This window comes from Acetobacter sacchari, assembly GCF_017377715.1.
Classification (GTDB): Bacteria; Pseudomonadota; Alphaproteobacteria; order Acetobacterales; family Acetobacteraceae; genus Acetobacter; species Acetobacter sacchari.
This window is the reverse complement of sequence record NZ_JAFVMF010000012.1, coordinates 104,402-125,362: the sequence shown is the minus strand read 5'-3', so window position 1 is coordinate 125,362 and position 20,961 is coordinate 104,402. Positions and strand designations below refer to the sequence as shown.

The window sequence follows — 20,961 nt, the reverse complement described above, 5'->3', positions numbered from 1 at the left end:
TTCCGCGTTCGCGCAAGCGTCCGGGATGACGGGCGCGTTCGCCTGTGAGGTCGCCTGACATGGACTCAGTCATTCTGCACGCGGCGATTGAAATTGCCTGCGGAACTCTGGTTGGATTCACGCTCGGCCTTATCGGCGGAGGCGGTTCGATCCTCGCTGTGCCGTTGATGGTCTATGTCGTCGGCGTCGCCAATCCGCATGTCGCCATAGGCACCAGCGCCTTCGCCGTCGCGGTCAACGCCCTTGCCGGGCTGACGCATCACGCGCGCTCCGGCGTCGTGCAGTGGCGCTGCGCCGGCCTGTTCGCGGGGTGCGGCGTGGCGGGCGCTCTGCTGGGAGCCACGATCGGTAAAGCCGTAGACGGCCAACGTCTGTTGCTTTGCTTCGCGCTGCTGATGATTGTCGTTGGCGTGCTGATGTTGCGCGGCCGCAAGCGCGTCGCCTGTGCGGGAGGCGGTTTTACGTGGGCGGCGGCGCCGAAGGTCATGGGGTGCGGGCTTGGCGCCGGAGTCCTGTCGGGATTTTTCGGCATCGGCGGCGGATTTCTGATCGTGCCCGCTCTGATCGCCGCCACGGGGATGCCGATTTTGAACGCGATTGGCACGTCGTTGGTCGCGGTCTCTGTTTTCGGCTTCAGCACGGCCGCGAGTTATCTCGCCTCAGGCCTGATCGACTGGCGTCTGGCGGGGCTGTTCATTCTGGGCGGCGTCGCAGGCAGTTTCGTCGGAACGCGGGCCGCCCGGAGTATGGCCGGAAAAACTGGTCTTCTGTCGACGCTTTTCGCGTGCGTCATCTTTCTCGTCGCCACCTATATGATCTGGCGGAGCGTCTGACGCGCGCGCGATGGGTTGTCGGTGAGGAATCAGGGCGTGATCGTTCCATGAATTCTCGTGACGACGGTGCCGCCGATCCAGATATTGCCTTCGTCCTGCTCGACGAAGACGCGTCCGGCGCGTCCAAGCACTGCGCCTTGGCTGGCGATATAATGTGACGGCGCGAATCCTCCGCCGATAAGCCATTGCGCGATCGCCGCATTCAGGCTGCCGGTGACGGGATCTTCAAATCCTCTTCCGTTTCCTTCACTGTACAGCGCGCGGACTTCAAATTGCGCCGCATCTCCGTCGCGCGCCGGGTCCCATGCGCCGACGAGCCCCAATTTCATCCCGTCGAATGCGTTCCAGTCCGGTTGCACCGCCAGCACCGCTTCGCGTGAGCGTAGGCGTAACGCCAGCCAGCCGGGGCCGTTATCGGCCCATTCTGCTGCGATCACGTCTCCGGCGTTCAGCCGCAACGCAGCGGCCGCCTTGGCTACGGTCGCTGCGTCGGCCGGGCCGCTGCGCCGACGGGGTGGAGCGGCGAAAGAAAAGCGTCCCTCCCGTTCACGCACAGGCACCAGACCGACGCCGCATTCCTGCATGATGACGTCGCTTTTCGGTTGCCCACCGAGCGTGCGCCAAACGTGGGCCGTGCCAAGCGTTGGGTGCCCGGCGAAGGGAAGCTCCCCGTGCGGCGTGAAAATGCGGACATGATAATCTGCTTGTGGATCTCTGGGTTTGAGGATGAACGTCGTCTCGCTCAGATTCGTCCAGTTGGCGATCTGAGCCATCTGGGCAGCGCTCAGCGCATCGGCTCCGGCGATGACGGCGAGCGGATTGCCGCGGAACGCCGTGGAGGCGAATACGTCGACCTGAAGAAATGGCAGTGCAGTCGTCATGGCGTTATCAGTCCTGATCTGTGGTGTTTGCGGCGTCGGTCGCGTTGGCGAGGCGAGTCAACAGCGGGTTGTGAAAGGATTGTATGGCGCGCCGAAGACTTTCGCGGTGGCAGGCGGAGTTCTCGGCTACAGACTTCAGCGGCGCCGACGTGCTGCTGTCTCCGCCGCATGCGGCGATCGAAGCGGCGCTCAGACGTTGCAGAAGAGCTTTGGCGCGTGCAGCGTCCGCGAGGTCGCCCGGACGCCACAAAACGGCGACGTGTTCGGTGATTGTATCATCGTCCTGCGCCACTGCTGGCGTGCGGATCGCGAGTAGCAGGATCAGGCCGCCGATGACCGCCGTTAGCATCCACGTGGCGCTCATAACGTCGCGCGGAATTCTGATGTGCCGTCGGTCGAATTGAGCAGTGGGGGGCGGGAGGGTCCTGCCCATGAAAGTGGAAAGCATAAACGTTGTCCCGATTGTTATAGTACAATCAACACGAATCGATTCGATTGTTATAAATTGCCAGCTTCACAAAAGAGATCAATTCTTATATTGAACCAATACAATTCACCCGCAGGAGGTGCTTCATGTGGACGCCCGAGTTACCCGACGGCCACGCTCCGCTTTATGAGCGCCTTGTCAGCGCCATAGATCACGACATGCGCGCAGGCGTCCTTTCCGCCGGGGAGAGGCTTCCGCCGCAACGGGAACTGGCGTTTCGTCTAGGCGTCAGCGTCGGCAGCGTAACGCGGGCGTACGCCGAGGCGGAGCGGCGTGGATTGCTGTCGGCCCATGTTGGTCGAGGGTCGTTCGTGCGTGCGCAGGCCGACCCTCTGCGCGATGTGCCGACCCGGGAGAGGGGGGCGATGATCGCCCAAGATCGCAGCGTCGTTGATCTGCGGTGCAATACGCCCCCTCCGGTGTCACTTGTCGGGGCTCTGAACGCCGCGTTGGCTGACCTTGCTGTGCGCGGTGTTCTCGAACCGGCGTTGCAGTACGTGCAGGGAGCGGGATTGCCAGCGGTGCGGGAGGCGGCGACGTTGTGGCTGGACCGACAGTTCGGCTTGCAGGTCCAGGCAGGCGATCTGGTGCAGTGCAACGGTGGTCAGCACGCGCTGGCGCTGGTTTTTTCATCTCTCTGTCGCCCCGGCGATACGGTGCTGTGCGAATCCTCGACCTTCTACGGCGCACGGATGGCCGCCGAACACTTCGGAATCGCCATGCGTGGCGTCGCGATGGATGCGGAGGGATTGTCGCCAGAGGCGCTCGACCGCGCGGCGGCCGAAACGCGGTCGCGTCTGCTGTTCACAGTGCCGACGCTGCATAATCCGACGTCCCGCACCATGTCGGTTCAGAGGCGGAAGGAAATCGCGGAGGTCGCCCGTGCGCGCGATCTTCTGATTCTCGAAGACGACGCCTATTACTCATACTCGGGTAAGCCGCCGCAGATCGCACAGTTCGCGCCGGAGCGAACGATCTACCTCGCCAGTCTGTCCAAGGGCGTCTGCCCGGGGTTCAGGCTGGCGTTCCTTGTGTTGCCGCAATTGTTTCCGGTCGAAAGAATGCTGCGCGGCGTGAGGGCGCTGGGATATTGCCCCCCGGCGTTGGGTGGGTTGGTGTTCTCGCAATGGGTGGCGGACGGACGCGTCGACGCGATCATGGCGGATGTGCGTAAGGAAACGTCGGCCCGGTTCGCGATGGCGCAGGCGGCGCTTGGAACGGCGATGACGCAACCCGGCGGCCCATGTTCGCCGCATGTGTGGTTGCCTCTCTCGCCTCTGGCGGCAGAGCAGGTGGCTGCGCGTGCGTTGCGCAGCGGGGTCGAGTTGACGCCGCCCGATGCGTCGGCTGTGTCGCAGGATGCGGATTCAGGCCTGCGGCTATGCCTGGGCGCTCCGGATGATCGTACGTCGCTCGCGATGGCGCTTTCGGTGGTCTCGGAGGCGTTGGTTCGACGGGAGGAGCTGGCGTGTGAGGGGGTGGTTTGAAAGGCTCTCAGGTTTCGCTTAAATGTTTTGTATATCTTAACTGATATTGGTGATCGAATGGGCGTCGCGTGAGTGAGTGGCTAACTAACGACGCGGCAGCATGGGCCGCGCCCATTTTTTGTCGTCAAAGTGCAACGTCTATGAGCAATACGAAAATATGCTGAGGGTTAGCTCAAGTAGACGACTCCAAAAGGATATTGTCTGACAACGACATTGTAAATCGAGCCTATCTCCAAAAGGGTCTGCATGGGATTCGAAACCGAAAACGAGCCCGACACGCGTCGCGCGCGAATCTCGTTGGAGGCATAAATGTATCCACTCCAATACGCAGACAGATTGTCGAGCAATCTACCCAAAGGCGCATCCTGACAAACCAGAAAGCCGTTCTTCCAGGCCGACGACGCTCCCCAGCTTTTCGGCGCCATAACAATTTTCTCACCAGTCATCTGGAGCTCTGTTCCCGCAGCAAGTACGTAAGTCCGTCCGGACCGGGCGGTGAAACAGGCATTGTCTGGCGACGCGGCGGTGAATTCCTTGCGACTCAGGTGAAGACAGAAACTCTGCCGAGCGGAAAGAACGGCTCCAAATCGTCCAGTAATGCGCAGTAGCGGGGGCGATGCGTCCGGCGGGCAGGAGCCCAACACTCTGCCTGAGAGTAATTCGATTGACGGCTGTGAAGCGTCGTCTCGCAGATTGAGCGCAGTAAGCGGTCCAACAAGTAATTCTGTTTGTGCAAAAGAAACAGTTCTGGTTTCACCCGCAGCCGTCATCACATCAGCGTGGGCCGGTTGAATCATTTCAACCCCCAGCGTAGACGACAATCCCACTCCTGCTATTAGTGCGCCGCGTTTTAGAAAGCTGCGCCTGCGGTGCAGTTTGAGATACTCGTCCCCTATTGACCGCCCGTTCAGGCTGGCGCCTAAACCAGCCAGCCGTGTTTGGAATTCGTGGTCGTCCGAATCACTCACGCGGGAGCCCCGATATTGTCGTGTGTCCGTCTGCGCGCGCCCTTAAGGATTCGCGACACAACTGATCCCCGCGATCGATATATTTTCTTACGGAGCTTACGGAGACCCCAAGCTTATACGCAATTTGACTATGCGGAACCCCTTCGATTCTTGCGAAAATGAATGCGGCGCGCGCTTTCGCTGACAGTCCGGCGAGCGCAGACTCAACCAGAGCCAGAGTCTGCGCATGTTCAAGTTGCTCTTCCTGTGAAGGGCGAACTGTCTCCGGCAATGACTGTAAAGCGCGGGTATAGCTCGCCTCAAGCAAGGTTCTCCTGCGGAACTCCTCCATAAGACGGCGTGAGACAATTGTGAGAAATGCACGGGGTTCGTTTATCTGGCTGCCGCTTGCGGCGGCGCGGGCGAACACCTCGCTTGCGAGTTCCTCAGCGCGATCTCTGCTACCCGCTTTTCTCGTGAGCCTTTGCACCAGCCAAGAGTGATGCCGACGGAAGATAGCCTCCAGCGACACAGAATCAATATTTACTCCGTAATCATCCATTTCCAGCTCTCGGAGGCGAAGCGTGGACCGATGGGGTCCGGGTAAATAGCATCATGATAGCGCCCATTTCTTTGCCACCATATGAAGCAAAAAACTTGCGTCACATAAAATTTTTTTAAAGTCAACGATTAAAATATTTAATTCGATTGGAGAACATTATTTTCATTTCGGCATGTCACTTTCGTCGGGTCGTTCATCAAGTCAGGTGCAAATTCGTTTTCACCATAGGCAGCGACCTCAACATGACCTTACGTCTTCTGCGCCCGCGACTGACGCTAGCCATAATATTGCTGTCTTGTATGGGAACGTGTTTGCAGCCTGCCTGCGCGCAAACAGATTCCGTCGGTATTGTTCTGAAGGATTTTAATATACCCGCAGGCGCGCTGGACGACACTCTCATCGCGATATCCGAGCAGACCGGAACTGCGCTCGCCTACCGCCCGGAACTTGTCGCGGGCAAGAAGGCGGCGGCCGTTGTTGGGCGTCTCAGCACGTATGGGGCGATCAATCGCGCCCTGCAGGGAACTGGGCTGCAATTATTTCGGACTTCCGCAGGCGGATTGACCGTTCAGCCGATCAATATCCTCGCGCATCCTCTGGATACGTCGCAAGAAACCAGGAGGACTCCGGACTCTGTGACTGCGTTAAGTCCGGCTGAATATCTGGAAGTGCGCGGCGTCGTAAAAAGTTTTGTAGCAACAAACAGCGGATCAGCGACGCGCACCGATACGTCGCTGATGGATACGCCGCAGTCAGTGTCCGTCATTACGCGGGACGTTATTACAAGCACGCAAGCCATTACCGTGGAAGACACCTTGCGGCGGGTGAGCGGCATTACGATAGGGGCGGCAACGGGAACAGCCGGTGTGGATACGATCGTCGCGCGCGGATTTACTGCTGCAGTCACTACGGACGGATTGAATCAGGCGGACTCAACTTCGTCTTCCTCGGGCATTACGATGCCTGCAATTGGCATTGCAAGAATTGACGTTCTTAAAGGAGCAGATTCTATCCTGGCAGGAAATTCCCAGCCCGGCGGGGTGGTGAACGTAGTGCGCAAGCGACCGGAAGAGGAAAAAACGCTGCAGGTAAATGCGCAAATTGCAACGTTTGGAGATGGGCTGATTTCCGCCGATTACGGCGGCGCATTCACGACGGATAAACATTTCATGGGACGTTTTCTGATTTCAGGTAATCGGGCGGCAACGTCGTATCTTGGATACGAAGGCAAGAAAATAGGCTATGTGGCGCCGTCGCTGCGATGGAAATTCGACGCAACAGATGTGACGATCGGGTATGAGGTTAATTCGCAGAGAAATCCTCCGGCAGTAACGACGTATTTAGGTTTAGCCGGACCTGTGCGAATAGGCCGTCCATTGGGAAATCGCAGTGAAAGCAATTACTCAAACAATCAAACACCATATTTTGATTTTACTCAGAATTTACCGCTAGGCATTCAGTTGGAAGTTAAGGGTCAGTATCAGCGTACAGATCAGATTGCAAAAATATGGAGTTATATTCTTTATAACGTTGATGGAACTGGAGCGTATGTGGCTCAAGGGCAACGCAGTAAAACCATCGCGTATAGCGGATCTGTCACGTTAAAAAAGAAAATCATAACAGGACCGGTGAGTCAGAATGTAGTTGCGAATTTTTCTTACCAAAATTCGACAAATATATTTGCGGGCGCATTTGGATCTGCTTACACAGAGGCGGCTCCGTTGACCGAAGTATATTTGCCCAAGGTGAGAGGAATACCGAACTGGGCGGGGAGTCCTCAGTATACAAGGCAGAATCAAATTTCATTGCAAGATCAGATAACAATGTTTTCTAGATTCCATATATTAGCCAGTATCACGAGGGCCCATATAAGGAACGTTATATCGTTTGGTTACGGCGAGCCAAGCACGCCGCACGCACGCACACAATGGCTACCAAACATAGGCGGAGTTATAAATTTAACAAAAAATATAAATTTATACGCGAATTATATGCGTAGCTTTAACGATCAAAGCTCGTATCGCACCAGTGCGAACAGCGTCGCCGCGCCAAGTCGGGGCAAAACGATTGAGGCGGGCGTGAAAACTGAATGGTTTTCGAGACGTCTCCAAGTATCGTCTGATATTTATAAGGCGAGTGCAAATAATACGCCTTATTCAAATTTTCCTAGCTTATATTACATCATATCGCCATCTGGACAAACAACGCGAGGTGTCGATTTCAACGTGACTGGCAAGTTGTTCACTGGATTGAGTGTGATTGCGAATTTCAGTTACACAAATGTAAAGAAAAACGTTTCTAATCAAATGTCTCAATTTCTTGGAAAAGTTCCGAAAGAAACCTACAGCGTCTGGGCGACGTACGACATTGGCTTTAGGGCGCTTCCTGGTTTTGGCATAGGCGTCGGCGTTACCGGGAGGTCAGGTTATCTCGGAGGGGCGTCCGGTGAGGTAAGTGGCGCAAAGGCATACCGGATGCCGTCGCAACAGAGTGTCGATTTAAGTGTTTTCTACAAGAAGAAAAATATTTCTATGAACCTTGGCTTTAAAAACTTACTCAATTCCAAGTTGTATGGGGACTATGCTTACAGCAACGCCGTGCAGATGCTTCTCGGTCGGACGATCATGTTAACAATGACTTACAACGATTATTGACTGATGAAGAAAATTTCTGTCGATACGCGTACCCGACATGATACTGCACACCGATACTTTCCAAATAAAAACAATTAAGATTTAATTCAAAAAGGATGTAGTATGTTAAAAGGAAAAATACCATTCAGGAGGAACAGCCTGATGGGAAATATATGGGGAATCAGCATCGGCTATTGGGGTTCCAGGGAACGCATATTCGTTCGTTATGGTCTGGCCGCCCTCCTTATAGGGTTAACTTTTTTTCAGACGTACTGCTATACGTTGTCTAATGCGGCCATGAGTAATTATGCTGAAGTAATCCAGAATCGCGACGGCGCGCACTGGGTTTCCGCAATGTTGAGAAATTTTTTCGTTGAAAGCTTCGTGGTGACTTTTGGTGCAGTTGTTACGTTTGTGACGGCGTTGCTCTCGTTGCTCTGGAGAAGTTGGTTCACCAAGGATATGATAAAAAAATGGATCGAAAAAAACTCATTCTATAAAATAGAACGATTTGAAAATCTTGATAATCCTGATCAACGCATTGCGGAGGACTGTAATCAGTTCACCTCCAAGACAATCGACCTTAGTTTCGGTTTGGTTGGCACGCTTTCCAGTCTCGTAACCTTTTCCTACATCGCTATTACAAAAGGAGGTCCCCTGGATTTGTGGTATCACGGCCACGATTATCGCGTCCCGGGCGGAACATTTATGTTGTCATTTTTATGGTCAATGTTGGCGACCATTGTCACCGTCGCTTTTGGAAAAAATCTTCTCAATTATACAATAAATTTGCAGCACAGGGAGGCGAGTTTTCGATTCTCTACAGCAATGGTTCGAAAATACTCGGAGCAAATCGCCCTTATTCGGGGAAATACGGCTGAAATTGCGAGGTTGGATAAAGATTTTGACGACGCATTTTTGTCAAATTTAAAAATGTATTTATTCCACCTAAAATTCACTCCTGTTACTGGGATCATATCATGGCTGACCGGGATCGTTATCGATGTATTTCTGATGCCGCGCTATTTCTCGGGCGGTATCACTTTCAGCGATATGATGCGGGTGTCGGGAAGCGTTACGATGATTTCGCATTCCATGATGTGGATCGCCAACAACTTTTCCGGAATTCAGAATTATAGGGCGGTGGTTACCCGTGTGTCTGAGATGAATGCGGCCATCAAAGCTGCAGATGCTGTCGTGACGACTGTGCGCGGAACTCGGTCGATTTCTGATTTGATCGTTGAGGGAGTGTCGGTCAATCTTCCCAACGGAGATACTCTCATAAACGACGCCACGTTCTCCGTCAGAAGGGGGGACAGGATATGGGTGAAAGGCGCCTCTGGTGCGGGTAAAAGCACTTTATTCCGTGCGCTCGCAGGCATCTGGCCGTATAGCGACGGTGAGATCAACGCTCCGGAAGGCAGCGCAATCGCAATGCTGCCGCAGGAATCATACATGCCGCGCGGGACTCTGAAAGCGGCGCTCGTCTATCCCGACGATCAGGAAACTGTATCTGATCAGGATTGCGAGGAAGCGCTCGCGTTGTTCGATTTGTGGGAGCTCTCTTTCAGGCTGCACGAAACAGAAAAATGGCAGGACGTTCTTTCTCCCGGACAGCGACAGAGAATTGCACTCATAAGGATTTTACTGAAAAAACCTGATTTTGTTTTCCTGGACGAAGCGACAAGCGCGCTTGACATGGAAAACGAAGCGAAAATTTATCATATTTTTCGCGAAAGATTGTCAAATTCTGGCATAATCAGCATTTCACATCGTGTTGAACCCACGCAATTCTACGATCATATTCTGGAACTCAGCGATCGAACCGTAACTGAAAAAACCTTGACGTATGGAAACGTATGATGGAAATAAGAGAAGTTGATAACGCGTTCTTTTTGAACGAACTGGAACATCAAGTCGGGCCGGTAATCGTGGATTTCTGGGCGCCTTGGTGCGCGCCGTGCGTGGCGGGCTTGCCGCGACTAAAAAAAGCCGCCGAAAAATATTCAGATAAAATTTTATTTGTTAAAGTAAATACTGATGAAAATAATTATGGTTCATCTGTACTAAATATTAGGTCTATACCTGCTCTCATTGTGTTCGATCGTGGGCGTGAGGTGTTTCGCACTTCGGGGTTGTCGCCTGAGTCCATACAATCAGCTATTGACGCTGCACAGAAGGGACATCACGGTGAAAAAGAATCAAAAATAATTATTTGGAACGGCGATAACAGTGACGAATTGAATTCCCGTGTATCGAGTGCTTGTAAAAATATTGATGAAATAAACAAAGAATTGTCTGACGTCCTTTCTTTGGCGATATCTGACAACGATGTAAAAGACCTAATCCACGAAATTTTCGTCAAAAGTCCGATAGACGTTTTGCGCAACCACTATGAGCATATAGTCTTGGTGATGCCTGCAAAGCTGGATTTGAGGGCGTTTTACCTCCGTTTTCTGATAATGAGCTTTAATGATTGCATAGATTATTTGAAATTTTTGACCAACGGGATTTTTTCTGACGGGTCATGGTTTTGTGATTTTTTGACCCTTATGGAAGAAATTTATTACGGCGAAGTTGATGATTTCAGCGAAAAAATTGAAGAAATTGTCTCGGACGTGAAAAATAAGATTTCGGGTGATTATAATTCCGCCCGTTTTTTGGTCCTGGACACGTCAACGGCGCTTCTTAATCCGGATATTTATAATATTAGAAAATACGTAGAAACAATATCTGAATTTGATCATTCATTTCGTTATGAAAAAATTCACAAAAAGAAGGAGATGGAAGAAATGTTTGCGAAAACAAGGGAGGAATTTGCAACCCTTGGCAGTTGTCCCGCTGATCCGGAAGAAAAGGAGCGTCACCATGAAAAGGCTCATTTGATTATTGCGAATGGTCATGATCGGTTGAAAAAGACGCATCCTCGCGTATGGACGGAATATAACAGCGTCATGCAGCGCGGTCGTTCGGCGAGCAACGCCATAAGTGTTCAGCTCCCCTATTCTGTTCTGAATTCGATTGATTACTTCAAGAGTATCGAAGAAAAAAATGACTGAAATTTCACTTATCCCTCGTGCTTTTCTGTTCGGTAACCCAGAAAATTCGCCCTGCATTCTTTCTCCAAATGGAAATTTTCTCGCGTGGACAAGCCCGATCGATTCCGTTTCCAATATTTGGGTCGCGCCCCGGTCGGATTTGACGAAAGCAAGATGCATTACAAATGATAGGGTCCGTGGGATTTTTTCGTTTTCCTGGTGTCATGACAATGAACACCTCTTATATGGGGCGGATACCGATGGGGACGAGAATTGGCGCATTTTTGCCGTTAACCACATGGAGGGTGCGGCCGGGCCAGTTGTTCGCGATCTGACACCCGGTGAAAATATACGAGCGAGTGTTGCTGCGACCAGTCGATTTCGACCAGATGAAATTTTAATCTACCAGGCGAACGTAAAAAGTCAGTATTCCGATGTTTACATTGTCAATTTAAAAACAGGATCGAAAGAGCTTGTTTTTCAAAATTCGTCCATTGACTGGTTTTTATTCGATGATTTTTTCAATATTATACTGGGGGCGGTGACTGATAAGGATGGCTCTATTTCGCTTATGCGAAAATCCATTACGGAGGAGTGGACACTCTGGAGACGCTTCGCCCTTGATGATGCGCGTGTCTCGCAGGTGGTGGGCCTGAACAAAAATGCCGATACTGTCTACCTGGTTGATAGCCAGGGTCGAGACACGGCGGCGCTTCTTGCGGTCAGCTTATCCACGGGAGAGGAGTCAGTTCTTGCATCGGATAGCCGTGCGGATATCAACGGTTACATAGGCGATCCGGTTACTTACGAACCACTCGCCTATTTTGTTAATTATACCGAAAGAGAGATTGTACCGCTCAATTCCACGCTTCTCCGCGATTTCGAAATTTTAGATAACAGCGTCGGCCGAGGCTGGAGTGTGCTGAGCCGGAGCGTCGACGATCAATGGTGGACCGTCGGCTTGCGGGCGGACACCCGTCCTGGCTCTGTGTATCTTTACGACAGGCATAACAAATCTGTTCGCCTTCTGTACGACGTGAGGCCGGAACTGAATGAAGCGCCTCTCGTAGAGATGACGCCGCATGTGTTGCAATCACGCGACGGCTTGTCGCTGGTTTCCTATCTGTCGCTGCCGAAAGGCACGACACCTGCTGAGCCACCTCCTCTTGTGCTGGTTGTACACGGAGGGCCATGGGTTAGAGATAATTTGACGTTTGAGCCCGTGCATCAGTGGCTCGCCAATCGCGGTTACGCTGCACTCTCTGTAAATTTCCGATCTTCCACAGGTTTCGGCAAGGCTTTTATCGAGGCCGGAAATCTTCAGTGGGGGGCGTCGATGGATGATGACCTTGAAGACGCCGTCCAATGGGCGATTGAAAAAGGTTACGCCGATCCGCTCAGGCTTGGCATTATGGGCGCAAGTTATGGCGGCTACGCGGTCCTGTCTGCTTTGACCCGCCACCCTGAGCGTTACGCATGTGGGATTGATATTGTTGGGCCGAGCAATCTGGAATCGCTGCTCGAGGCTATCCCCGCCTATTGGGAATCCCAAAGGGCGATGCTGTACAGCGCTCTTGGCGATCCCAGAACTGCCGAGGGAGCCAAACTTCTGAGGGATCGCTCCCCCATCTATCGTGCGAAAGATATCCGGCGGCCCCTGCTCATTGGGCAGGGCGCAAATGACCCTCGCGTGCCCGAAAGTGAGTCCCGTCTGATGGTGCAGGCGATGCGTGAGAGTGATGTTCCCGTAACCTACGTCCTGTATCCCGATGAGGGACATGGTTTTCAAAGGGATCCCAATCGACTCTCATTTTACAGAATTGCGGAAGAATTTCTGACGCAGTGGTTGGGCGGGCGTTGCGAGCCTCCTTCCGCTACAGAAGAGGAGGGAACTACCGCACAATTACTTTAGATCTTCGTTCTTTGCATTTACGGTGTGCGACAGCATGAGTTGTGCGTAACCGCGATGCTAAAGCAAGCGTGGCGATGTGGGGACGTGAGTGCGCCTGCGGTGGATTACACGCGCCACCGCCGCCAGTGGCGGGGCGTTGCGAATGCAACTTAGCGGTATTTCTGCCTATCTCGGGCGGCATGCGCTACTTGTGTCCCTTGGTTTTGCGTGTCGTGTCGTAGCGAAAACAGGGGGTTTTCCCCTTCTCCCAGTTTTCGATTACGTCGGCGCAAACCGACAACCTGCGTTTTTTGTATCGGGACTTAGGCTCAGGATTCGTTAATTCGACGAACTGAGTTGGCTGTTGTGATTCACAGGCTTACCCGAGGGAGGTGAGGTTGTGAGTGAGATATTTTTACTTTCTGAACGCCAGATGGAACGGATCAGGCCGTATTTTCCTTTGGCGCATGGCGTGCCGCGTGTGGACGACAGGCGGGTTCTGAGTGGGATTCTTTATGTGATCCGCAACGGTCTTCAATGGAAATATATTCCGAAAACCTAAGATCCGTAAAGGATCTTATACGACCGTTTTACCCGATGGGACCGTCTGGGTGCCTTTGACCGGATCTTTGTCGTCCTGATGGAGCAGGCTGGCCGTTCCAGGCGCCTGATGATCGATGCGGCACATCTGAAAGCACGTCGGACATCCGCCTTACTCCTTCAAAAAAGGCTTTTCCCCGCCATCTCGGACGGGCAAAAGGCGGCCTGAACTCAAATCTCCATGCCGTATGCGACGTTCAGGGCCGCCTGGTTCGGCTACATCTGACAGCGAACCAGGTCAGTGACTTCAAAAGGGCAGGCGTTCGGCTGACAGATTTGCCGGATGAGACAGAACGAAGTCATCGGAGGCCGGGGCTATGACGGCAACCGGATCAGACAGTCTCTCGCGGAACGCAATATCACCGCCTGATATCCTGCCGAAGAAGAACCGGAGATCCAAGCCTTCTTACGACTGGCATCTCTAAAAAAGCGCTATCTAATCGAAAATATGTCGCAAAGCCTAAAGGTTGGTGACGTGTCGCAACACGATACGACCGCTGCGCTACAAATTCATGTCCGCAATCCACATCGCAGCAAGCTTCATCTTCTATCTTGAAAAATGAGTCCTGAGCCTGGCGATGAAGAAGCGCCGCAGATCGTCTCATGCGGATTGCCCTAACACTCAGGGCGGCAGAATCCCCAGCCTGAATGTGCCAGTAACATAGAGACCTAGCGGGAAATCTTCCGTGCCTTGAGCGTTGGCGGTCCACCGGGTCCCGTTAATCACCAGAACGATCCAGATCACGGTAAAAGTAGCGCGTTTATTGCCGTCGATGAACGAGTGATTCTGCGGCAGGCTTTCCCAAAGGGCTGCCGCCTCTTCTTCGACCAGTTCCGCATAAGACCCGGTCTGCAATCGAAACAGCGCTGCGTCCAGCAGCCATAGATCGCACACTCTGTTCAAACCGCCGTAGCGGGAGTCTGACCCACATGAATAGCCGGCACTTCAGTCAGCATCAGACACTCCGTCACTCCGCCAGTATCCGGTAGCGCGGCGTGAAGATCTCGCGACTGGCTTGATAGGTCGCCATGACGGACGCGCGCGGGCGTAACTATTTCCGCTTTTCGTTCTGACCGGCCAGAGCCTCATCGATTAGCGTCTGGAGCTGGCGTCCCTCACTGCGGACCGGAGCGCGCACCGGCCTGCGGATCGACCTGAGGGGCGGCCATGGCATCTCTCCTGGGTGGGCCGCCGCGCTATCATGACAAATCATGATTTATCAAAAAATATCAAGGTGCTGCATGATCTAACCCAAAGGATGACATTGGCAGAATTTTTAAGTATAGGGGTTTTGTTGTGTACAGAGACCGGTGTTTCATAAAAATGACTCGGAATCTAGGCGAAGAGCTGCAAATTTATCCGCATAAATATGTTCAAGTTCGTTGCATATTTTTTGAGTCGCACAGGCGTTACTATTTTTTAGTTTTATGCGCCGATTTATTCTGGCGTTATTTAATTCCGTATAGTCAGACGCTGCGGAGCGTACGCGAAGTATCGCGTCCTCTTGATTTGTAGCTATGAAATCCACAAAACCCGCCGCACTTAAGATGGACGCTGATGTTCTGCTTGCCCACCTATCGCCCGGCACAGTTAATACAGGGACACCTTGCCATAGGGCTTCTACTGTGGTCGTGCCGCCACTGTAAGGTAAAGTATCCAATGCAATATCTATCTGTTCATAAGTTTTAAGGTACGATTCGTGAGAACCTGATCCAAAAAGAGAAATTCTATTTTGATCGATACCATGTTTCGTAAAACGATGGATAATTTCCTTTCTATTGCATTCTTTATCCAAGGTTTTTGTCCTCACAACCATACGTGATCCAGTTACAGACATCATAATGGACGCCCAGAACTCTATGGTTTCTTCCGTTATCTTGTAGCTTGAGTTTAAGCTGCCAAATGTTATATAGCCATTGCCTAAGCATGGAGAATTTGTTACGGGAGTGGTATCATAAAAGAAATCGAATGGAAGGTAAGTACCGTCTAATCGAATAAATTTTTCGGTGTAGAACTCCTGCTCATTAGAGCGGATGGCTTGATTGTCGCCAATAATTCCGTCGACATTAGGAAAGCCAGTGGTCGCATACATTCCATTCCATACCAATTGGACTGGTGCAGATCTGTAGTTTAAAAGGGGCAACCTGCGTTGGTGACTATAGCCATTCAAATCCACAAGAATATCGATTTTTTCTTCAAAAATAAGGTTTGATAATTCAGCATTTGACAGGGATTCTACTCCCCATATCCGATCGTTCTCGTGATCAACATATCCATTCTGAAAGTCAGGAGGTGGCCCATCGGCTATAATATTCACGTCAAAACGGGAACGATTATGAGCGTTAATCACCCCCATATACATTTTCATCCAGTTCTTATTAGAGAAATACGATCCATAATAGGCTAACCGGAGACGTTCATTCGAATTATTAAAGACGCGTCGTGGGATGATTTGTGGGGCTTGGCTCTCAGCCCAACGGCGTCGAATTTCGAGAACTCGTTCGTTATCATAACCTATGTTACCTGGGGCTATAACGGCCAGGTTGTTGAGGGCCTTCAATTTATTGTCTTCATCCCCAAAACTTATTAGATACTCGTATTCAGCGGAAGCCTCGCGCACGTGACCCAAAAGATAGAGCGATCTAGCAAGGTTAAGGCGAGAAGAATGAGTGTTAGATCGAATTTTTAATGCCTTGCGAAAAGCAATAACAGCCTCCGAAAAATACTCAAGTGAATATAAAGCATATCCAAGGCCATTCAATACGTCAAAATTATCTGGATAATCTTTCAGAATAATTTTATAAGCTTTAATGGCTGATCCATATTTTCCTGATGTTTGCAGTGCGTCAGCTTTTTTTAATTTATTTGAGATCACTTACTTTCTCCACGTAAACGATAATTTTTCAAAGCTACCTATATTCCGTTGACATGGGAAGAAACTCTACAGCGTGCGCCCTTGCCTCTTGATCCACGTCGCTACATGCAGGGAGAAGATATTGGCCAGATTCGCCACGCCATGGACGTGGCATCAGGTCGGCAACGCTCTTTCCTGTCGTATCCATCGTGCCCGGGCTTTCGCCCAATGGAACAACGCCATTGCTCGCTCTACTTAGGCTCAGGGCCTGTTAATTCATCGAACTGAGCTGGCTGTTGTGATTCACAGGCCTACCCGATGGAGCCGTCTGGGCGTCTTTGGCCGGATCTTTGTCGCCCTGATGGAGCAGGCTGGCCGTTCCGGGCGCCTGATGATCGATGCGACACATCTGAAAGCACACCGGACATCCGCTCCCTCCGTCAAAACGGGCAGGCGTTCGGCTGACAGATTCGCCGGATGAGACAGAATTGAGTCATCGGAGGCCGGGGCTATGACAGCAACCGGATCAGACAGTCTCTCGCGGAAAGCAATATCACCGCCTGATATCCCGCCGAAGAAGAACCGGAAATCAAAGCCTTCTTACGACCGGCATCTCTACAAAAAGCGCCACCTGATCGAAAATATGTTCGCAAAACTCAAGGACAGGAGACGTGTCGCAACACGATACGACCGCTGCGTTCACACATTCATGGCCGCAATCCATATCGTAGCAAGCTTCATCCTCTATCTTAAAGAATGAGCCCTGAGCCTGGCGAGGAAGAAGCGCCGCAGATCGTCTCATACGGATTCCCCTGACGCTCAGGGCAACAGAAATGAAAGCGCCGCACCGCAAGGCTCCGAAACCTTGAGCGTCAGCAACGCGTCGGCCCGCGTGCGTCCGGTCGTTACGGATGCGATCGGAAGCCCGGCGGCGGCTGCCCTGGCGACGAAGCGATAACCGGACTGGACCATCAGTGAAGAGCCAACGACGAGCACGGCGTGCGCGTGCGCCAGATGCGCCAACGCTGCGTCTCGTCTTTCGGACGGCACGTTTTCACCGAAGAACACAACGTCAGGCTTCAGGACGCCGCCGCACTGTGGACACGAAGGAATGCGAAACGTCGAGAAATCTAGTCCGTCGAGATCGGCGTCTCCGTCCGGCGCATTGGTCGCGTCGAGCGACGCCCAGTCGGGGTTAAGGTCGAACAGCAGCGGCTGGAGGTCACGGCGGCGGCTGGTTTGCTCGCAACTCATGCAGCGGACTGCGTCGATACGTCCATGCAGGTCGATCACGTTACGGCTTCCGGCGGCTTGGTGCAGTCCGTCCACGTTCTGTGTCAGAAGCGTTTCGCACTGACCACGCGCTTCCAGTGCGGCCAATGCGCAGTGTGCGGCGTTGGGGCGCGCGACGCTGAGCTGTCGCCAGCCGATCAGGCTACGCGCCCAGTATCGGCGGCGCACGGCCTCGTCTTTCATGAACGCTTGAAAGGTGACCGGTTGGGGGCGTTTCCATTCGCCGCTCTCGTCACGGTAATCGGCGATGCCCGATTCGGTGCTGCATCCGGCGCCGGTCAGCACGAAGATTCGCTGGTGATTGTCAATGAAGGCGCGCAGGCCACCGTTATTGGCGGAGACGGGCTGGGCCTCTGTGGCGGCATCGGAGACGGGCGTCGCCACGTCACTCCGTCTCGGGCTTGAAGCCGTAGTCGAAGCTGTAGCGATGCGAGCCATCGGACTGGTCGATCGTCATCGAACCGTAGAGGCCTGTCAGATCACCGGTCCCGGAGTCGGGCACGACGGTGACGCTGCTCTCGGCCCGTCCGCGGGTCAGCGTTCCAGAATGCTGCAGCGCGAACGTGCCATCCCGTCCATTCAGGCGCCCCGAGATTCGCTCCATCGCGACGTAGCCGGCGGAACCCGGCGTGTCCGTACGGGCGCCGAACATCCCGCCGGACGACGCGCCTTCGAGATCGCCTTGAAAGCGTTTGGTGAAGGATAGGCGGCTGAATAACCGGTCGAACTCGGCTTCAGGACGGAGATCGACGGTGAATGTGCCAACGGCGTGAGCCGTCATGTTCGGCGGAGTCATGGGGAGCCGCTCTCCTTGCTGGTTCAGGGCAGGCTTCCGTAACGGAAACGCGATCCACCATAGGGCCGAACGAAGCGGGGGCGCCAGCGGCTAAGGAGAGCGTGTCGGCGCCAGGTCGGCGCCGAACATCAGTTTTCCGGGAATTATTTTTTTGCGGCTTCGAGTGCGGCCTTGATCAGTTCCCCGGCGCGCTCCTTGTCGCCCCAGCCGGTGACTTTCACCCACTTGCCCTTTTCCAGATCCTTGTAACGCGTGAAGAAGTGCTCGATGGCCCTCACGGTGATTTCGGGCAGATCCTCGATCTTCTCGACCTTCGAGAACTGCGGATGGATCTTGTCGTGCGGCACGCACAGGATCTTCTCGTCCTGTCCGGCCTCGTCCTCCATCAGCAGCACGCCGATCGGACGTGCGCGGATCACGCTGCCCGGCACGACGGCCTGCGGCGTCAGCACCATCGCGTCGGCCGGATCGCCGTCGGCGGCCAGCGTGCCGGGGATGAATCCGTAGGCTGCAGGGTAGGCCATCGGCGTGAACAGGAAGCGGTCGACGAACAGGGCGCCGCTCTCCTTGTCGATCTCGTATTTGACCGACGAACCCTGTGGGATCTCGATCACGACGTTGATGTCGTTCGGCACGTCCTTGCCGGGGGAGAGTTTCGAGACGTCCATGGGTCGCTCCGTCAGAAGAATTTGTGGCCCGAAAATCGGCTCGCAGACCCTATCCGCGCTGTTTCTTGTTGCCAAGCGGGTGCCATGTGCGGGTTGCGTCTTGCAAAATGCTTCGGGTTGAGCGAATCAGGGGCCGCCTGCGCGCCCGTAGCTCAATTGGTTAGAGCGGGCCGCTCATAACGGCTTGGTTGCGGGTTCAAGTCCTGCCGGGCGCAGGCGCATGTCCGACCTGCCGTATTATACTTTACGTTAAGGCGCGGTCCCTCTGGTCCCCTTCTCAGGAGTTCGTCCCATGGCGGCTTATCAATATGTCTATGTGATGAAGGACCTGACGAAGTCCTATCCGGGCGGGCGCGAGGTCTTCAAGGGCATCACCCTGTCGTTCCTCCCGGGCGTGAAGATCGGCGTGCTGGGCGTGAACGGTGCCGGTAAGTCGACCCTGCTGAAGATCATGGCGGGCATCGACAAGGAATACGGCGGCGAGGCCTGGGCGGCCGAGGGCGTGAAGGTCGGCTATCTGGAGCAGGAGCCGAAGCTCGATCCGAACCTTACGGTCGGCGAGAATGCGGCGCAGGGTTTCGGTGATCTGAAGAAGGCCGTCGACCGTTTCAACGAGATTTCGATGAAGTTCGCCGAGCCGATGGAAGACGAGGAGATGAACACTCTCCTCGCCGAGCAGGCCGAGCTTCAGGAAAAGATCGACGCCGAAGACGGCTGGGAACTGGACCGCAGGCTCGACATCGCGCTCGACGCGCTGCGTTGCCCGCCAGCCGACAGCCCGGTCGACAAGCTTTCAGGCGGCGAGCGTCGTCGTGTGGCCCTGTGCCGCCTGCTGCTGGAAAAGCCCGACATCCTGCTGCTCGACGAACCGACCAACCATCTGGACGCCGAAAGCGTCGCGTGGCTGGAAAAGACGCTGCGCGAGTATACGGGCACCGTCATGGTCATCACCCATGACCGTTACTTCCTGGACAACGTGACCAACTGGATTCTCGAAATCGAGCGCGGTCGCGGCTATCCGTTCGAAGGCAATTATTCTTCGTGGCTGACCCAGAAGCGCAAGCGTCTGGCGCAGGAAGAGAAGGAAGAGAGCTCCCGCCAGCGCGCTCTCGCAGCGGAGCAGGAGTGGATTTCCTCCAGCCCGAAGGCCCGTCAGGCGAAGAGCAAGGCGCGTATCACGAAATACGAAGAACTGCTGGCGCAGAGCAACGAGAAGGCCAACGGCGTCGCCGATATCGTCATCACGCCCGGTCCGCGTCTTGGCGGTGTAGTGATCGAGGCCGAGGACCTGCGCAAGGGCTTTGGCAACCGTCTGCTGATCGACGATTTGAGCTTCAAGCTGCCGCCGGGCGGCATCGTCGGCGTGATCGGCCCGAACGGCGCGGGTAAGTCCACGCTCTTCAAGATGATCACCGGCGACGACAAGCCGGATAGCGGTTCGCTCACGGTCGGCGACACAGTGAAGCTTGGTTACGTCGACCAATCGCGTGACAGCCTCGACGATGACAAGACTGTCTGGGAGGAAATCTCCGGCGGCACCGACGTGATCTATCTGGGCAAGCGGGCCGTTGCGTCGCGCGCCTATGCCGGCGCGTTCAACTTCAAGGGCGCGGATCAGCAGAAGAAGGTCGGCGTTCTCTCGGGCGGTGAGCGTAACCGCGTTCATCTGGCGAAGATGTTGCGCAAGGAAAGCAACGTCATTCTGCTCGACGAACCGACCAACGATCTCGACGTCGATACGCTGCGCGCGCTGGAAGACGCGTTGGCGGAATTCCCCGGTTGCGCCGTGATCATCACCCATGATCGCTGGTTCCTCGACCGTCTGGCGACGCACATCCTGGCCTTCGAAGGCGACAGCCATGTCGAATGGTTCGAAGGAAATTTTCAGGCTTACGAAGAGGACAAGCGACGTCGCCTCGGCGCCGACGCGACCGAACCCAGCCGCATCAAGTATCGCCCGCTGGCGCGCTGAGACCCGCGCCGCCTGAGG

General features: G+C 54.0%; 19 protein-coding genes and 1 tRNA gene. 11 read left to right on the top strand and 9 right to left on the bottom strand.

Annotation, left to right across the window (positions count from 1 at the left end):
- Positions 1-59 precede the first annotated feature (59 nt).
- Positions 60-833 carry a sulfite exporter TauE/SafE family protein gene (locus tag J2D73_RS12335; RefSeq protein WP_207881845.1) on the top strand — a complete coding sequence of 258 codons (774 nt, stop codon included), beginning with the start codon at positions 60-62 and terminating at the stop codon, positions 831-833.
- A gap of 29 nt (positions 834-862) precedes the next feature.
- Here J2D73_RS12335 and J2D73_RS12330 read toward each other — a convergent pair whose 3' ends face one another.
- Positions 863-1,714 (bottom strand): PhzF family phenazine biosynthesis protein, encoded by an 852-nt coding sequence (locus tag J2D73_RS12330; protein ID WP_207881844.1) that lies wholly within the window; start codon positions 1,712-1,714, stop codon positions 863-865.
- A gap of 7 nt (positions 1,715-1,721) precedes the next feature.
- Positions 1,722-2,162 carry a UrcA family protein gene (locus J2D73_RS12325; protein WP_207881843.1) on the bottom strand — a complete coding sequence of 147 codons (441 nt, stop codon included), beginning with the start codon at positions 2,160-2,162 and terminating at the stop codon, positions 1,722-1,724.
- 125 nt (positions 2,163-2,287) lie between these two features.
- On the opposite strand from J2D73_RS12325, the gene J2D73_RS12320 reads away from it, so the two are divergent.
- Positions 2,288-3,688 (top strand): aminotransferase-like domain-containing protein, encoded by a 1,401-nt coding sequence (locus J2D73_RS12320; protein ID WP_207881842.1) that lies wholly within the window; start codon positions 2,288-2,290, stop codon positions 3,686-3,688.
- Positions 3,689-3,855: 167 nt separating this feature from the next.
- On the opposite strand, the gene J2D73_RS12315 is transcribed toward J2D73_RS12320, so the two are convergent.
- Both J2D73_RS12315 and J2D73_RS21270 read right to left on the bottom strand, forming a co-directional pair.
- Positions 3,856-4,656 carry a FecR family protein gene (locus J2D73_RS12315; RefSeq protein WP_207881841.1) on the bottom strand — a complete coding sequence of 267 codons (801 nt, stop codon included), beginning with the start codon at positions 4,654-4,656 and terminating at the stop codon, positions 3,856-3,858.
- Positions 4,649-5,197 (bottom strand): sigma-70 family RNA polymerase sigma factor, encoded by a 549-nt coding sequence (locus J2D73_RS21270; protein ID WP_207881840.1) that lies wholly within the window; start codon positions 5,195-5,197, stop codon positions 4,649-4,651. The genes J2D73_RS12315 and J2D73_RS21270 overlap by 8 nt, the downstream gene beginning before the upstream one ends.
- Positions 5,198-5,439: 242 nt before the next feature.
- On the opposite strand from J2D73_RS21270, the gene J2D73_RS12305 reads away from it, so the two are divergent.
- From J2D73_RS12305 to J2D73_RS12285, 5 genes are all read left to right on the top strand, one after another.
- Entirely contained in the window at positions 5,440-7,851 is a 2,412-nt protein-coding gene (locus J2D73_RS12305; RefSeq protein ID WP_207881839.1) for a TonB-dependent siderophore receptor, read from the top strand.
- A gap of 102 nt (positions 7,852-7,953) precedes the next feature.
- Complete coding sequence (locus J2D73_RS12300) at positions 7,954-9,693, top strand: ABC transporter ATP-binding protein/permease (protein ID WP_207881838.1); 1,740 nt, start codon at positions 7,954-7,956, stop codon at positions 9,691-9,693.
- The gene (locus J2D73_RS12295) at positions 9,690-10,889 is read left to right on the top strand and encodes a thioredoxin family protein (RefSeq protein ID WP_207881837.1); all 1,200 of its coding nucleotides are present in this window, start codon (positions 9,690-9,692) and stop codon (positions 10,887-10,889) included. Before J2D73_RS12300 ends, J2D73_RS12295 begins: the two co-directional genes overlap by 4 nt.
- Positions 10,882-12,780, top strand: coding sequence for a S9 family peptidase (locus J2D73_RS12290; protein WP_207881836.1), 1,899 nt, complete (start codon positions 10,882-10,884; stop codon positions 12,778-12,780). Before J2D73_RS12295 ends, J2D73_RS12290 begins: the two co-directional genes overlap by 8 nt.
- Positions 12,781-13,159: 379 nt before the next feature.
- Complete coding sequence (locus J2D73_RS12285; RefSeq protein ID WP_207881835.1) at positions 13,160-13,321, top strand: transposase; 162 nt, start codon at positions 13,160-13,162, stop codon at positions 13,319-13,321.
- Between the two features lie 660 nt (positions 13,322-13,981).
- On the opposite strand, the gene J2D73_RS12280 is transcribed toward J2D73_RS12285, so the two are convergent.
- Together J2D73_RS12280 and J2D73_RS12275 are read right to left on the bottom strand one after the other, a co-directional pair.
- Positions 13,982-14,254 (bottom strand): Fic family protein, encoded by a 273-nt coding sequence (locus tag J2D73_RS12280; RefSeq protein WP_341535085.1) that lies wholly within the window; start codon positions 14,252-14,254, stop codon positions 13,982-13,984.
- Positions 14,255-14,675: 421 nt separating this feature from the next.
- A complete protein-coding gene (locus J2D73_RS12275) occupies positions 14,676-16,235 on the bottom strand; it encodes an O-linked N-acetylglucosamine transferase family protein (RefSeq protein WP_207881834.1) in 1,560 nt (519 codons plus the stop codon).
- 277 nt (positions 16,236-16,512) lie between these two features.
- Here J2D73_RS12275 and J2D73_RS12270 point away from each other — a divergent pair, with 277 nt between their 5' ends.
- Together J2D73_RS12270 and J2D73_RS12265 are read left to right on the top strand one after the other, a co-directional pair.
- Positions 16,513-16,695 carry a hypothetical protein gene (locus J2D73_RS12270; RefSeq protein ID WP_207881833.1) on the top strand — a complete coding sequence of 61 codons (183 nt, stop codon included), beginning with the start codon at positions 16,513-16,515 and terminating at the stop codon, positions 16,693-16,695.
- Positions 16,696-16,725: 30 nt separating this feature from the next.
- Positions 16,726-16,974, top strand: a complete 249-nt coding sequence (locus tag J2D73_RS12265; RefSeq protein WP_207881832.1) for a transposase — start codon at positions 16,726-16,728, stop codon at positions 16,972-16,974.
- Positions 16,975-17,033: 59 nt separating this feature from the next.
- On the opposite strand, the gene J2D73_RS12260 is transcribed toward J2D73_RS12265, so the two are convergent.
- From J2D73_RS12260 to ppa, 3 genes are all read right to left on the bottom strand, one after another.
- On the bottom strand, positions 17,034-17,891 hold the full coding sequence (locus J2D73_RS12260; protein ID WP_341535084.1) for an NAD-dependent protein deacetylase: 858 nt from the start codon (positions 17,889-17,891) through the stop codon (positions 17,034-17,036).
- 1 nt (position 17,892) lies between these two features.
- A complete protein-coding gene (locus J2D73_RS12255) occupies positions 17,893-18,303 on the bottom strand; it encodes a DUF3224 domain-containing protein (protein WP_198945842.1) in 411 nt (136 codons plus the stop codon).
- Between the two features lie 143 nt (positions 18,304-18,446).
- Entirely contained in the window at positions 18,447-18,971 is a 525-nt protein-coding gene (gene ppa, locus J2D73_RS12250; protein ID WP_207881830.1) for an inorganic diphosphatase, read from the bottom strand.
- A 141-nt stretch (positions 18,972-19,112) separates the two neighbouring features.
- On the opposite strand from ppa, the gene J2D73_RS12245 reads away from it, so the two are divergent.
- Positions 19,113-19,186 (top strand) — tRNA-Ile (locus tag J2D73_RS12245).
- A gap of 77 nt (positions 19,187-19,263) precedes the next feature.
- Complete coding sequence (ettA, locus tag J2D73_RS12240) at positions 19,264-20,943, top strand: energy-dependent translational throttle protein EttA (protein ID WP_207881829.1); 1,680 nt, start codon at positions 19,264-19,266, stop codon at positions 20,941-20,943.
- Positions 20,944-20,961 lie beyond the last annotated feature (18 nt).

What these genes read in the sequence shown, in the direction of transcription:
- J2D73_RS12335 (WP_207881845.1), top strand. Translation starts at nt 60, where the DNA reads ATGGACTCAGTCATTCTGCACGCGGCGATTGAAATTGCCTGCGGAACT.
- J2D73_RS12330 (WP_207881844.1), bottom strand. Translation starts at nt 1,714, where the DNA reads ATGACGACTGCACTGCCATTTCTTCAGGTCGACGTATTCGCCTCCACG.
- J2D73_RS12325 (WP_207881843.1), bottom strand. Translation starts at nt 2,162, where the DNA reads ATGCTTTCCACTTTCATGGGCAGGACCCTCCCGCCCCCCACTGCTCAA.
- J2D73_RS12320 (WP_207881842.1), top strand. Translation starts at nt 2,288, where the DNA reads ATGTGGACGCCCGAGTTACCCGACGGCCACGCTCCGCTTTATGAGCGC.
- J2D73_RS21270 (WP_207881840.1), bottom strand. Translation starts at nt 5,197, where the DNA reads ATGGATGATTACGGAGTAAATATTGATTCTGTGTCGCTGGAGGCTATC.
- J2D73_RS12305 (WP_207881839.1), top strand. Translation starts at nt 5,440, where the DNA reads ATGACCTTACGTCTTCTGCGCCCGCGACTGACGCTAGCCATAATATTG.
- J2D73_RS12300 (WP_207881838.1), top strand. Translation starts at nt 7,954, where the DNA reads ATGTTAAAAGGAAAAATACCATTCAGGAGGAACAGCCTGATGGGAAAT.
- J2D73_RS12295 (WP_207881837.1), top strand. Translation starts at nt 9,690, where the DNA reads ATGATGGAAATAAGAGAAGTTGATAACGCGTTCTTTTTGAACGAACTG.
- J2D73_RS12290 (WP_207881836.1), top strand. Translation starts at nt 10,882, where the DNA reads ATGACTGAAATTTCACTTATCCCTCGTGCTTTTCTGTTCGGTAACCCA.
- J2D73_RS12265 (WP_207881832.1), top strand. Translation starts at nt 16,726, where the DNA reads ATGACAGCAACCGGATCAGACAGTCTCTCGCGGAAAGCAATATCACCG.
- J2D73_RS12255 (WP_198945842.1), bottom strand. Translation starts at nt 18,303, where the DNA reads ATGACTCCGCCGAACATGACGGCTCACGCCGTTGGCACATTCACCGTC.
- ppa (WP_207881830.1), bottom strand. Translation starts at nt 18,971, where the DNA reads ATGGACGTCTCGAAACTCTCCCCCGGCAAGGACGTGCCGAACGACATC.
- ettA (WP_207881829.1), top strand. Translation starts at nt 19,264, where the DNA reads ATGGCGGCTTATCAATATGTCTATGTGATGAAGGACCTGACGAAGTCC.